The 13,461-nt window shown below is 68.3% G+C and carries 11 protein-coding genes; 8 read left to right on the forward strand and 3 right to left on the reverse strand.

Annotated elements, in window-relative coordinates; genetic code table 11:
* Window positions 1-11: 11 nt before the first annotated feature.
* Entirely contained in the window at window positions 12-4,139 is a 4,128-nt protein-coding gene (locus RT97_RS26610; protein ID WP_042581868.1) for a hypothetical protein, read from the reverse strand.
* A 491-nt stretch (window positions 4,140-4,630) separates the two neighbouring features.
* On the opposite strand from RT97_RS26610, the gene RT97_RS26615 reads away from it, so the two are divergent.
* On the forward strand, window positions 4,631-5,065 hold the full coding sequence (locus RT97_RS26615) for a DUF1841 family protein (RefSeq protein ID WP_042581998.1): 435 nt from the start codon (window positions 4,631-4,633) through the stop codon (window positions 5,063-5,065).
* A gap of 99 nt (window positions 5,066-5,164) precedes the next feature.
* On the opposite strand, the gene RT97_RS26620 is transcribed toward RT97_RS26615, so the two are convergent.
* Window positions 5,165-6,160 (reverse strand): LysR substrate-binding domain-containing protein, encoded by a 996-nt coding sequence (locus RT97_RS26620; RefSeq protein ID WP_155403897.1) that lies wholly within the window; start codon window positions 6,158-6,160, stop codon window positions 5,165-5,167.
* Between the two features lie 104 nt (window positions 6,161-6,264).
* Between RT97_RS26620 and pcaH the strand changes: the two genes are divergently transcribed.
* Both pcaH and pcaG read left to right on the forward strand, forming a co-directional pair.
* Entirely contained in the window at window positions 6,265-6,990 is a 726-nt protein-coding gene (pcaH, locus tag RT97_RS26625) for a protocatechuate 3,4-dioxygenase subunit beta (protein ID WP_042581869.1), read from the forward strand.
* An 11-nt stretch (window positions 6,991-7,001) separates the two neighbouring features.
* Window positions 7,002-7,613 (forward strand): protocatechuate 3,4-dioxygenase subunit alpha, encoded by a 612-nt coding sequence (pcaG, locus tag RT97_RS26630; protein WP_042581870.1) that lies wholly within the window; start codon window positions 7,002-7,004, stop codon window positions 7,611-7,613.
* Window positions 7,614-7,682: 69 nt separating this feature from the next.
* On the opposite strand, the gene RT97_RS26635 is transcribed toward pcaG, so the two are convergent.
* The gene (locus RT97_RS26635) at window positions 7,683-8,378 is read right to left on the reverse strand and encodes a c-type cytochrome (RefSeq protein ID WP_042581871.1); all 696 of its coding nucleotides are present in this window, start codon (window positions 8,376-8,378) and stop codon (window positions 7,683-7,685) included.
* 162 nt (window positions 8,379-8,540) lie between these two features.
* Here RT97_RS26635 and RT97_RS26640 point away from each other — a divergent pair, with 162 nt between their 5' ends.
* From RT97_RS26640 to RT97_RS26660, 5 genes are all read left to right on the forward strand, one after another.
* Window positions 8,541-9,395 (forward strand): AAA family ATPase, encoded by an 855-nt coding sequence (locus RT97_RS26640; protein WP_042581872.1) that lies wholly within the window; start codon window positions 8,541-8,543, stop codon window positions 9,393-9,395.
* Entirely contained in the window at window positions 9,392-9,643 is a 252-nt protein-coding gene (locus tag RT97_RS26645; RefSeq protein WP_042581873.1) for a hypothetical protein, read from the forward strand. The genes RT97_RS26640 and RT97_RS26645 overlap by 4 nt, the downstream gene beginning before the upstream one ends.
* 27 nt (window positions 9,644-9,670) lie before the next feature.
* Entirely contained in the window at window positions 9,671-10,258 is a 588-nt protein-coding gene (locus RT97_RS26650) for a GNAT family N-acetyltransferase (RefSeq protein ID WP_042581874.1), read from the forward strand.
* 18 nt (window positions 10,259-10,276) lie between these two features.
* The gene (locus tag RT97_RS26655) at window positions 10,277-11,464 is read left to right on the forward strand and encodes a vWA domain-containing protein (RefSeq protein WP_042581875.1); all 1,188 of its coding nucleotides are present in this window, start codon (window positions 10,277-10,279) and stop codon (window positions 11,462-11,464) included.
* 74 nt (window positions 11,465-11,538) lie between these two features.
* Window positions 11,539-13,458 (forward strand): autotransporter assembly complex protein TamA, encoded by a 1,920-nt coding sequence (locus RT97_RS26660; RefSeq protein WP_042581876.1) that lies wholly within the window; start codon window positions 11,539-11,541, stop codon window positions 13,456-13,458.
* Window positions 13,459-13,461: the final 3 nt, after the last annotated feature.

Below are 13,461 nucleotides of genomic sequence, written 5' to 3' on the forward strand. Positions count from 1 at the left end.
CTCTTTCTTGATCAACCCAACAGGCCGTGCAGGATGTTGGTGACCGGCGACGCTGCGTGCTCGACCAGGCTGGTGATCGGGGTCACGACCTCGGTCACCAGCGGGGTGACCGCGTGGTCGACGCTGTTCACCACGGTGCTGACCGTGTCGACCACCGGTGCCACCGCACCCGATGCGCCTGCCAGGATGTCGGCCACCGGCTCGACCGCCCCGGTCGCGGCACCCGCCACCGTGGCGACGATCGGTGCGACCGTGTCCGTGAGGCCGCTTGCCACGTCGGAGACCGGCTGCAGGATGTTGGCGACCGGACCGTCGCTGCCCAGGACGCCGCCGAGCAGTCCGCCGACCAGGCCGTCCTGACCCAGCAGGCTGCCGACCAGGCCGTCGTTGCCCAGCAGGTTGCCCACGAGGCCGTCGTCGCCCAGGAGGCCGCCGACGATGCCGTCGTTGCCGAGGACGCCGCCGAGCGGGCCGCCGTCGCCGCCGAGGACGCCGCCCAGGAGGCCGTCGTCACCCAGGACACCACCGACGATGCCGCCGTCGCCGAGGACGCCGCCGAGCAGGCCGCCGTCACCGCCGAGCACGCCGCCCAGGAGGCCGTCGTCACCCAGGACGCCGCCGAGAAGGCCGCCGTCGCCGCCGAGCACGCCGCCCAGCAAGCCGTCGTCACCCAGGACACCGCCGAGAAGGCCGCCGTCGCCGCCGAGCACGCCGCCCAGGAAGCCGTCGTCACCCAGGACACCGCCGAGGAGGCCGCCGTCGCCGCCGAGCAGACCGCCCAGCAAGCCGTCGTCACCCAGGACACCGCCGAGAAGGCCGCCGTCGCCGCCGAGCACGCCGCCCAGGAGGCCGTCATCACCCAGGACACCGCCGAGGAGACCGCCGTCGCCGCCGAGCACGCCGCCAAGCAGCCCGTCGTCACCCAGGACACCGCCGAGAAGGCCACCGTCGCCGCCGAGCACGCCGCCCAGGAGGCCGTCGTCACCCAGGACACTGCCGAGAAGGCCGCCGTCGCCGCCGAGCACGCCGCCCAGCAGGCCGTCATCACCCAGGACACCGCCGAGGAGGCCGCCGTCGCCGCCGAGCAGACCGCCCAGCAAGCCGTCGTCACCCAGGACACCGCCGAGGAGGCCACCGTCGCCGCCAAGCACGCCGCCCAGCAGGCCGTCATCACCCAGGACACCGCCGAGAAGACCGCCGTCGCCGCCGAGCACGCCGCCCAGCAGGCCGTCATCACCCAGGACGCCGCCGAGGAGGCCGCCGTCGCCGCCGAGCAAACCGCCCAGGAGGCCGTCGTCACCGAGGACGCCGCCTAGGAGGCCGCCGTCGCCGCCGAGCAGACCGCCCAACAGGCCGTCGTCACCGACGACACCGCCGAGGAGGCCGCCGTCGCCTCCGAGCACGCCACCCAGCAGGCCGTCGTCACCCAGCACGCCGCCCAGCAGGCCGCCGTCCACCAGGTTTGCCACGCCATCGGTGAGGAAGTCCACTTGCGTGTCCACCGCATTCAGCAGCGCCGCCGTCGTTCCCGCGCCGAGCAGCTGGTCGGCCAGCGGGCTCACGAGGCCGCTCACACCGTCCGTCACCTGGCCCACCACGCCGTCGACCGGGTCGAGGATGTTGGGGTTGTTCGGGGTGAACACATCGCCGAGCACCGGAGCCAGCAGGCCGTCGACCACGTCGGTGACGTTGTCGGTGAGGCCGGCCACCGGGGTCAGCAGGTCACCCAGGCCCAACTCGCCGAGCAGGCCGTTGTTCAGGCCGGCGGCGATGCCGCCCACGATGCTGTCGGCCGGATCGAGCAGCGCCGGGCCGCCAGGCGTGCCGGGGTTGCCGCCGCCGATGCCGTCCAGGACGCCGCCGAGCAGACCGCCCAGGAGGCCGTCTTCACCGACGAGGCCACCCACGATGCCGTCTTCGCCGAGCAGGCCGCCGGCCAGGCCGTCCGGTCCGAGCAGACCGCCGACCACGCCGTCTTCGCCGAGCAGGCCGCCGACCAGACCGTCGTCGCCCAGGAGACCACCGACGACGCCGTCGTCGCCGAGCAGGCCACCCACGAGGCCGTCGCCTCCCAGGAGGCCGCCGACGATGCCGTCTTCACCGAGCACACCGCCCAGCAGACCGTCCTGGCCGAGCACGCCGCCGACGATGCCGTCGTCTCCGAGCAGGCCGCCCACGAGACCGTCGTCGCCCAGCAGGCCGCCGACCAGGCCGTCGTTGCCGAGCAGGCCGCCGACGATGCCGTTGCTGCCGAGGAGGCCGTCTTCACCGAGCAGGCCACCCACCAGGCCGTCGTCGCCAAGCAGGCCGCCGACGATGCCGTCTTCACCCAGGAGGCCGCCGAGCAGGCCGTCGCCACCGAGCGCGCCGCCCAGCGGGCCGCCGTCACCCAGCAAACCGCCGACGATGCCGTCCTGGCCGAGCAGACCGCCCAGCACGCCGTCTTCACCGAGCAGGCCACCGGCCAGGCCGCCTTCGCCCAGCAGGTTGCCGAGCGTGCCGTCTTCGCCGAGCAGACCGCCGACCAGGCCGTCGTCGCCCAGCAGGCCGCCCAGGGCGCTGCCGTCGCCGGTCAGGCCACCCAGGAGGCCGCCTGCACCGAGCACACCGCCCAGCACGTTGCCGAGCGCGCCGTCTTCACCGAGCAGGCCGCCCAGCGCGCCGTCGTCGCCCAGCAGGTTGCCGAGCAGGCCGCCCAGGGCGCTGTCGTCGCCGATCAGGCCACCGACGATGCCGTCGTCGCCCAGCAGGCTGCCGACCAGGCCGTCTTCGGCAAGCAGGCCACCGATCAGGCCGTCTTCGCCCAGCACGCCTTCGAGCAGGCCGCCGACGATGCCGTCTTCGCCGAGCACGCCATCCAGGCCGAGGCCGGCGGTCAGGCCGCCGAGCGGGCCTTCACCGGCCAGCAGGTTGTGCAGGCCGTCGGTCACGTAGTCGACCTGGCCGAGCAGCGAGCCGAGCAGCGCATCGGTCACGCCGGCACCCAGCAGGTCGTCCACGACGGGGCTCAGCGTGTTGCCCAGCGGATCGAGGATGTTGCCCACGGCGTTGTCGACCGAGTCGAACTCGTTGGGGTCGTTCGGCGTGAATTCGGAACCGAGCAGCGGAGCCAGCACGCTGTCGACCACATCGGTCACACCGTCGACGATCGGGGACACCGGGGCCAGGGCGCCGCCCAGGCCGAGGGTGTCGTCGATCGCGCCGACCACGCCGTGGACGAGGCCGTCGCCCGGATCGAGGAGGTGGTCTGCGTCTGCGTCTGCGTCTGCGTCTGCGTCGGCATCGGCGTCAGCGTCCGCATCGGCATCGGCATCGGCGTCTGCGTCTGCATCGGCATCGGCGTCAGCATCTGCATCTGCATCTGCATCTGCATCTGCATCGGCGTCGGCATCGGCATCGGCATCGGCATCGGCATCGGCATCGGCATCGGCATCGGCATCGGCATCGGCGTCAGCGTCAGCGTCAGCGTCAGCGTCAGCGTCGGCGTCGGCGTCGGCGTCGGCGTCGGCGTCGGCGTCGGCGTCGGCATCTGCATCTGCGTCTGCGTCTGCATCGGCGTCTGCATCGGCGTCTGCATCGGCATCGGCGTCTGCGTCTGCGTCTGCGTCTGCGTCTGCGTCTGCGTCTGCGTCTGCATCGGCATCGGCATCGGCATCTGCATCGCCGTCTGCATCCGCATCAGCGTCCGCATCCGCGTCGGCGTCTGCATCGCCGCCATCGCCAAGACCGGGAACCAGGAACGGCACGCCGCTGCTGTCGCCGCCGCCACCGCCGCCCAGCGCAGCGCCCAGTGCCGCGGCACCGAGGGCTCCCAGCGCGAATTCACCCAGGCCGATGCCGCTGCCGGCCGCGAGCTTCTTGGTCACGGCCAAGGCCGCTGCATCTGCGTCGCTGTCGGGCGGGGTGACCTGCAGGTCGCCCGAGGCCACATCGACATTCACTTGTTCGAGGCCGCCCGGCAGCTTGGTCGAGCCGATGGTCGCATCGGTGCCGCCGGTGAAGACGCCGGCCAGCGGCGCCTTGTTGGAAGCCGAGCCGGGGAACATGACGTTGGCATGTCCGTCCTGGGGAACGATCACGCGGTCGCCCGCGATCAGGGTCTGGTTGCCATCCACCGGAATGCGGACACCGTCGCGCATCACGGCAGTGCCGGGCGTAGCATTGGACAATGTCCCGATGCTTGCAGGCCCGGACGGGGCAACGGAGGCCGCCGAACTCGCAATGGCAGGACTGCCCAGCGGAGTGACGGTGGCTTGGGCAAGAACCACAGGAGCTGCGCTGGATGCGGCAAGTCCTTCGGTCGAATCGGTCGATGCTTGTGGAGCGTTCATGGCAGCCTCTGTGACAAAAGATGCATGTACAGGGGCAACTTGCGTGCCGCTTTTTCCAAGCCCTGCCAACGAGGCGCCGCCATCGACTCAAGTCATTGATTTGTATGAAAAAATTTCTGAAAACCGCCGGTGCGGCGGCACATCGAAACATCGCGTAAGGAGGTCATTTCGCGATTCGTTACGTAACGATGTAACGCCCCGTACCCGGAACGCCGCGCATGTTCCGGGTCGCCGAAGCGATCGATCGCGATGGCCTTGGCCGCGTCTGCCTCTCCACCTTTTTCTTCCTCTATCTATATATGTTCAACCCCTCCCAGGAAGACGTGCGCCGCTTCTTCTGCGACGTGTACGCCAAGCACCGGCAGGGCCTTCCGATGGAAGCGCTCGAGACCATCGCCGCCGGCTGGATCGACGAACACCCCGAGTACCACGAGGACCTGGCCGATGCCGACGCCGCGGTGGCGCGCGTGTACGACGGAGCGAACGGCCGCGAGAACCCGTTCCTTCATTTGTCGATGCATCTGTCGATCAGCGAGCAATGTTCCATCGACCAGCCGCGCGGCATTCGCCAGGCCGTCGAGCTGCTGGCCGCGCGCCGCGGCTCGCTGCTGCATGCGCATCACGAGGCGATGGATTGCCTCGGCCAGATGATGTGGGAGAGCCAGCGCGCAGGGCGCCCGCCCGACGGCGAAGGCTACGTGGCCTGCGTGCAGCGCCGCGCCACGAAAGACTAGAAGCAGGCTCGCCTCCAGGCTGCTCGCACTTCGTGTCGCTTCGCCTTAACCCTGCCGGGGGCGAGACCTGAGGCCCGGCTAAGCCGGTTCCTCGGTGTTTCACGAAGGGGTCCGGGCATTCCTTCGAGATCGCGCGGGCACGGCACCCTGGTGCTTCGCGCCTTCGCGCAGCAACGCGGCCATCGCAACGCGCAGCGACGAGGCCTCGGCATCGCTGCGCAGCAGCAGGCCGACCGGCTCTTCCGTGCCCGCCGTGTCGATGTGCAGGCGCACGAGCCGGCCTTGCGCGAGCTCATCGCGCGCGGCGCCGAGCGGCGTAACCCAGACGGCATCGGACACCGCCACCAGCGCGCGCGCCACCGCCACGTCGAGCGTCTGCAGCGCATGGGTCGGCAAGACGAGGCCGCGCGCGGACAGGAAGCTCTCGGTGTTGTGACGCGGGATCGTGCCCTCGCCGTACACCACCAGCGGGTAGTCGAGCACCGCCTGCACCGGCGCCGGCTTGAGCGAGAGCGGGTGCCCGGCGCGCACCGCGAACACCAGCGGCTCGGTGTACAGCAGCTCGAAGCTCAGGCCGCCCATGAGGCGCGGATCGCTCATGCGGCCGACCACCAGGTCGAGCTCGCCCGCGCGCAATTCGTCGAGCAGCACCGCGTTGGCGGCGCTCTTCACCGCGATCTGCGCGGCGGGCCAGTGGTCCCGCAGGCGCGCGAGCGCCGAGGGCAGCAGCGCGGGCGCCACGCTCGGCAGCGCGCCGATGCGCAGGCGCTCGATGCGGCCGCCGGCCGTCGGCGCCACCGCCTCTGCGCTGGCGTCGAGCGCTTCGAGCACGCGCAGCGCATGCGCCAGCAGTTGCTCGCCGGCCGGCGTGAGGCCCTGCACCCCGCGGCGGCCGGCCTGGCTGCGGTCGACCAGCCGGGTGCCCACGATGGCTTCGAGCTCCGACAGCGTCTTGGACACCGCCGGCTGGCTCAGCGCGAGCCGCGAGGCCGCGCGCGCCAGGTGGCGCTCCTGTGCCACGGCGACGAAGGCGCGCAGGTGCCGCAACTGCACGTTGCGCACGAACTCCTGGCGAAGGTCGGTGGGCGTGTTCAATGACTGCCGGTTATGAAAGAGAGAGCAATCTTCAATTTACATCATCGGACGGCGCTTCTAAAGTCTCGGCTTCCGGATTCGTCCCACGACAGGAGACAACGCACATGCCGACCCCCACCAAGGGCCCCCTTCCCACGCTCACCCCGCGCGACTGGGAATCCCACCCCGCCTACGTCTACCCCGGCTACAAGTCGACGGTGAAGCGCGGCCCGCAAAAGCCGCTGATCCCCCTGAAGGCCTCGCTGGGCGAGCTCCAGCAGCCCGTGTACGGCCACGACAGCATCGGCGAGTTCGACCATGACCTCACGCGCAACGCGCGCCGCAACGGCGAGCCGCTGGGCGAACGCATGATCCTCACCGGCCAAGTGCTCGACGAGCGCCGCCGCCCGGTCGCCAACACGCTGGTGGAGCTCTGGCAGGCCAATGCCTCCGGCCGCTACGTGCACAAGGTCGACCAGCACGATGCGCCGCTGGACCCCAACTTCCTCGGCGCGGGCCGGTGCCTGACCGACAGCGAAGGCCGCTACCGCTTCCTCACCATCAAGCCCGGCGCCTACCCGTGGGGCAACCATCCGAACGCCTGGCGCCCGCAGCACATCCACCTGTCGCTGTTCGGCCAGAGCTTCGCGAGCCGCCTGGTCACGCAGATGTACTTCCCCGGCGATCCGCTGATGCAGTACGACCCGATGATCACCGGCACCCCCGAGCGCTATCGCAACCGCCTGATCGCCGACTTCAGCCTCGACATCACCGAGGAGGGCTACGCGCTGGGCTACCAGTTCGACATCGTGCTGCGCGGCGCCGACGAGACGCCGTTCGAGAACCGCTGAAAGGATTCCCCATGCCATTGATGACCGCCCAGGAAGCCGACTTCGGCCAGACCCCCTCCCAGACCGTGGGCCCCTACTTCGCCTACGGCCTCACCGCCACGCAGTACGGCTACGACTTCGACCAGCCGTTCGACGCCGTCCTGGCGCTCGACGGCGCCGCCGGCCAGCGCATCCGCCTGGAAGGCCGGGTGATCGACGGCGACGGCAACGCGATCGGCGATGCGCTGGTCGAGATCAGCCAGCCCGACGGCGAAGGCCGCTATCCGCAGACGCCCGAGGAAGCCCGCGCGCTGGGCTTTCGCGCCTTCGGCCGCGTGGGCACAGGCACCGATGCGCAGAGCCGCTTCGTGTTCCACACCGTCAAGCCCGGCGCAGAAGCGCCCGGCGAGGCGCCGCACATCAACGTGATCGTGCTGATGCGCGGCATGCTGCTGCATGCGTTCACGCGCGTGTATTTCAGCGACGAGGCCGAGGCCAACGCCAAGGACGCGGTGCTGCAGAGCGTACCGGCCGAGCGCCGCCACACCCTCGTCGCCGAGCGCGTGGAGCAAGGCGGCGCGGTGAGCTACCGCATCGACATCCGCATGCAGGGCGCGGACGAGACGGCGTTCTTCGACGTTTGATCTCAGGGAAATCCCGGTCATGAAAAAGCCCGCATCGCGCGGGCTTTTTTTATGCGGGACGCGAAGCGCTTACTGCGCTGCGTGGTGGATGCGCGACTCGGGCACCGTCTTCAGTTCGCCGGGCACCGAGCTGATGTAGCTGGCCAGCGTCTTGAGTTCGGCGTTGGTGAACTTCTTGGGTTCGACCTGGCCGGCCATCACCGCATTCGAGCGGCCCAGGTGGCTGTTGTTCTTGACGCGGTACGACTTGAGCGCCACGAAGAGGTAGTCGGCATGCTGTCCGGCCAGCTTGGGCACGGTGCCGTCGTTCGGGGTGTTGAAGTTGGCGCCGTGGCACTTGGTGCAGCTGTTGTCGGGGCCGTTGCGGCCGACCAGCGCGGTGATGTTGTCAGGCATGGCCTTGGCGAGGGCGGCCGGAGGTGCATCGCCTTCCTTCACGCCCAGCTGGCTGTAGTAGGCGGCCACGTCGGCGATGTCCTGATCGGAGAGCGAATCGGCAATGGCGCGCATGGTGGGGTGCTTGCGGTCGCCGCCCTTGTACTGGGTGAGCGCGGCGGCGATGTAGGTGGCGCTCTGGCCAGCGATCATCGGCACCTTGTGGATCTCGGGGAAGCTGGCCTGGTAGCCGATGATGCCATGGCAGCCCACGCACATCTGAACCTTCTTGGCACCGTTCTGGGCGTTGCCCGTGACTTGTTGGGCTTGTGCCGAGAGCGTCACGCAAGCGACAGCAAGGGCAAACATCGTGGTCAACAGCTTGTTCATTTTGCGCGCACAATCTCGTGGAGATACAGTTTTTCGAATCAACATTCGATTATATGCAGGGGTCTTCCGGAACCCCGTGCAGGCCAACCCTGAGGCTGCACGACGCGCATCGAGTGTGTTCTTTTCTCCACCCCGCCTTTCCACTTCGCTTCGCGTTCACTCATGAAATTCAAGGGCTCAGACAACTACGTCGCCACTCAGGACCTGATGCTGGCGGTCAACGCCGCCATCACGCTCAAGCGTCCGCTGCTCGTCAAGGGCGAGCCCGGCACGGGCAAGACCATGCTGGCCGAGGAAGTGGCGCAATCGCTCGGGCTGCCGCTTCTGCAGTGGCACATCAAGTCGACCACCAAGGCGCAGCAGGGCCTGTATGAATACGACGCGGTGAGTCGCCTGCGCGATTCGCAGCTGTCCGACGTGGACGGCGGCGAGCGCGTGAAGGACATCCAGAACTACATCGTCAAGGGCGTGCTCTGGCAGGCCTTCACGGCCGACGAGCCGGTGGCCCTCCTCATCGACGAGATCGACAAGGCCGACATCGAATTCCCGAACGACCTGCTGCGCGAAATCGACCGCATGGAGTTCTACTGCTACGAAACGCGCGAGCTCATCCGCGCCAAGCACCGGCCGGTGGTGTTCATCACCTCCAACAACGAGAAGGAGCTGCCCGACGCGTTCCTTCGCCGCTGCTTCTTCCACTACATCAAGTTCCCCGACGCCGAGACGATGAAGCACATCGTCGCCGTGCACTTCCCGGGCCTGAAGCAAGAGCTGCTCACGGCCGCGATGAAGACCTTCTACGACGTGCGCAACCTGCCTGGCCTCAAGAAGAAGCCCTCGACCTCCGAGTTGCTCGACTGGCTCAAGCTCCTGGTGGCCGAAGACATTCCCCTCGAAGCCCTGCAAAGCAAGGACGACAAGGTCGCCGTGCCGCCGCTGGTGGGCGCGCTGCTCAAGAACGAACAGGACGTGACGCTCTTCGAGAAGCTGGTCTTCATGCAGCGCAACAACCGATGAGCGAATCGCCGCGACCGCATCCCACGAGCCAACTGCTCAAGCTGGGCGTGGCCCAGGCGGTGCTGTTCGTCGCGGGTGCGTTGCTCGGCCGCTGGGTCGGGCTGCTGCTGGGCCTGGATGCGTTCGGCGCCGGCGGCTACGGCAACAAGGAGATCTTCGGCATCCTCCTGATCGGCCTGGGCGGCGGTGGCGGGGTACAGATCGCACGCGCCTGGTATGTGCGCAAGTACGGCAATCCGAGAAGCTGAAAAACCGAACCCGAGGGTGTTTGAAAGATGGCGTTCGTCGAACCTGTCACGCTGAAGGCCCGCGACATCGCGCTGGTGCCGCTCGCGCTCGACCACGAAGACGGCCTGCGCACCGCGGCCGCCGACGGCGAGCTCTGGAAGCTGCGCGTGACCTCCGTGCCCGAACCCGAGAACACCCGCGCCTACATCGAGACCGCGCTCAAGACGCCCGACCGCGTCGCCTTCGCCGTCACCGAGGCGGCCACCGGCACGGTGCTCGGCAGCACGAGCTACCACGACATCTTGCCGGCCGTGAAGCGCATCGAGATCGGCTACACCTGGTATGCCGGACGCTGCCAGCGCACCCACGTCAACACCACTTGCAAGCTCCTGATGCTCACGCATGCGTTCGAGGCGCTCGGCTGCAACGTGGTGGGCTGGCGCACCGACAATTTCAACTTCGCCTCGCAGCGCGCCATCGAGCGGCTGGGCGCGAGAAAAGACGGCGTGGTCCGCGGCAATGCGATGCGCCGCGACGGCACCATCCGTGACACCGTCATGTACAGCCTCCGCGCGGGCGAGTGGCCCGAGGTGCGGGCGCAGCTCCTCTACCTGCTCGACAAGCCGCGCGACTGAAACACAAGGAGCGACCCCATGCTCATCGACTTCTTCTACACCCTGCGCTCGGCCAAGCTGCCGGTGTCCGTCAAGGAATACCTCACGCTGCTCGAAGCGCTGCAGGCCGACGTGGTGGGCCCCAACTCCGATGGCGCCTACGGCCTGGACGACTTCTACTACCTCTCGCGCACCGCGCTCGTGAAGGACGAGAAGCACTACGACAAGTTCGACCGCGCCTTCGCCGCCTATTTCAAGGGCGTGGAGATGCTCACCGACTTCACCAAGGAAGTGCCGCTCGACTGGCTCAAGAAGACGCTGGAGCGCGAGTTCACTGCCGAAGAGAAAGCCAAGATCGAGAAGATGGGCTGGGACGAGCTCATGGAAACGCTCAAGAAGCGCTTCGAGGAGCAGAAGGAGCGCCACGAGGGCGGCAGCAAGTGGATCGGCACCGGCGGCACCTCGCCCTTCGGCAACGGCGGCTACAACCCGCAGGGCATCCGCATCGGCGGCGCGGGCAAGAACAAGAGCGCCGTGAAGGTGTGGGACCAGCGCGCCTACAAAGACTACGACGACAGCCAGGAGCTGGGCACGCGCAACATCAAGGTGGCGCTGCGGCGCCTGCGCAAGTTCGCGCGCGAGGGCCACGAGGAAGAGCTCGACCTGGACAACACCATCCACTCGACCGCGGCCAACGCCGGCTACCTGGACATCAAGATGCGGCCCGAGCGCCACAACAACGTCAAGGTGCTGCTGCTCATGGACGTTGGCGGCACGATGGACGAGCACATCCAGCGCGTGGAGGAGCTGTTCTCGGCCGTGAAGACCGAGTTCAAGCACCTAGAGTTCTATTACTTCCACAACTGCGTCTACGACTTCATGTGGAAGAACAACAAGCGCCGCTTCTCCGAGAAGTTCGCGACCTGGGACATCCTGCGCAAGTACAACAAGGACTACAAGCTCATCTTCGTCGGCGACGCGACCATGAGCCCCTACGAGATCCTGCAGCCCGGCGGCAGCGTCGAATACAACAACGAAGAGGCCGGCGCCGAGTGGATCCAGCGCCTGACGCACACCTTCCCGAAGTTCGCGTGGATCAACCCCGAGCCCCAGGGCGTGTGGCAATACCGGCAGAGCATCGCGGTGATGCAGCAGCTCATGTCCAACCGCATGTACCCGCTCACGCTGCGCGGCCTGGAAGACGCGATGCGCATGCTCTCCAAGTAATGCACACGTAGGACGCCGCCGTTCTGTATCCGGAAGCTTCAGGAACGGACAAATCTTGCTGTCAGAATCCGCCCATGGTCAGGGTGGTTTCCGTCTTCTCGCCGGCGTGGTGGCCGGCTTTGCTTTTTTGTAGCGTCCTTCTTTTGCAAGGCTGCAGCTTGCTGCCGAAAAAAGAAAGCACCGAAGGCAAGCCCGTCGCGGGCCTGGTGCGCAGCGGCGGTGCCGACAGCACCCCCGCCAAGGACGAGAAAAAGACCGACAAGCGCAACGCCTTCACCGTCGATGTGCGCGGGCCCGAAGCGGTGCGCGACTACCTCACGCTTCATCTGGAAATCCAGCGGTATCGCGAGCTCGACGACCTCGGTGCGACGGAAATCTCCCGCCTCATGGTGGCCGCCGAAGCCAACGCGCGCGAGCTGCTCGGCACCCTGGGCTACTTCACCCCCACGCTGACGCTCGAACTCAACGAGACGCCCGAGAGCACCAAGGCCCCGCGCGAGATCGTCATCACCGTCGCGCCCGGCGAGCCCACCAAGGTGAGCAACGTGCAGATCAGCTACGCCGGAGCGATTGCCGACGACACGGCCGCCGAGGCGCAGCGCGACTCGATCCGCACCGGCTGGGCCCTGCGGGCGGGCCTGCCCTTCACCCAGCAGGCCTGGGACGACGCCAAGACCACCGCGCTGCGCAGCCTCACGGCCAAGCGCTTCCCCACCGGCAACATCGAGGTGAGCCGCGCCGAGGTCGATGCCGACCGCAGCGAGGCGCGCCTGAACGTCACCTACCAGTCGGGCCCTGCCTACAAGTTCGGCCCGCTCATGCTGCGCGGCATCGAGCGCTACGACCCCGACGGCGCACGCCGCATCGCTCGCCTGCCCACCGGCACCGACTACGACCAGCAGAAGCTGCTCGATGCGCAGCAGCGCCTGGCCAGCAGCGGCTACTACGACTCGGTGTTCCTCACGCTGGACACCGAGAGCGGCAACCCGCTGGCCGCGCCCGTCATCGCGCAGCTGCGCGAGGCGCCGCTGCAGAAGGTGGTGATGGGCGCCGGCTTCACCACCGACAACGGCCCGCGCCTGTCGATCGACCACATCCACAACCAGATCCCGCTGCTGGGCTGGCGCGCGGTCTCGCGGCTCTCGGTGGACAACGACGTCAAGTCGCTGGGTACCGAGTGGAACGCGATCCCCAACGACAAGGGCTGGCGCTGGTTCTCCGGCGCCGAGCTCAAGCGCGAGGAGTCGGGCAGCTACATCGTGGACAGCGGGCGGCTGCGCGGCGGGCGCAACAAGTCCAGCGACCACATCGACCGAAGCTACTTCCTGCAGTACGACTACGCGCAGAACCGCGGCATCAACGCGCCGCCCTCGGCCTCGGCGGTCACCGCCAACTGGGGCTGGACCGGGCGCTACTTCGACGACAACGCCGCGCCCACGCGCGGCTACGCGCTGGCGCTCGAACTCGCGGCCGGCTACACGCTCACGGGCGAGCAGATGCCCTTCACCCGCACCTACGCACGCTGGCTCGGCGTGATGCCGATCGGCGCGGCCGAAGACACCGAAACCCGTGCGCGCCGCAGCCGCCTGCAGTTGCGCCTGGAGGCCGGCGCGGTGTCGGCGAAAGACTCCGCGCAGATCCCGTCCACGCTGATGTTCCTGACCGGCGGCGACACCACCGTGCGCGGCTACAGCTACAAGCAGATCGGCACCGTGCGCGCCGACGGCCAGACCGTCGCGGGCCGCTACCTGGGCGTGGCGAGCGTCGAGTGGCAGCGGCCCTTCGTCTACAACAACAAGCTCACCGAATGGGAGAGCGTGGTGTTCGTCGATGCCGGCGCCGTGGCCGACAAGCCCGGCGAACTCAAGCCCAAGGTGGGCGTGGGCGTCGGCGCGCGCTGGCGCAGCCCGGTCGGGCCGGTGCAGGCCGACCTCGCCTACGGCGTGGACACGAAGAAATTCCGCCTGCACTTTCGCCTCGGCTTCACCTTCTGAGCC

The organism is Variovorax paradoxus (assembly GCF_000834655.1).
In the GTDB taxonomy this organism is placed as follows: domain Bacteria; phylum Pseudomonadota; class Gammaproteobacteria; order Burkholderiales; family Burkholderiaceae_C; genus Variovorax; species Variovorax paradoxus_F.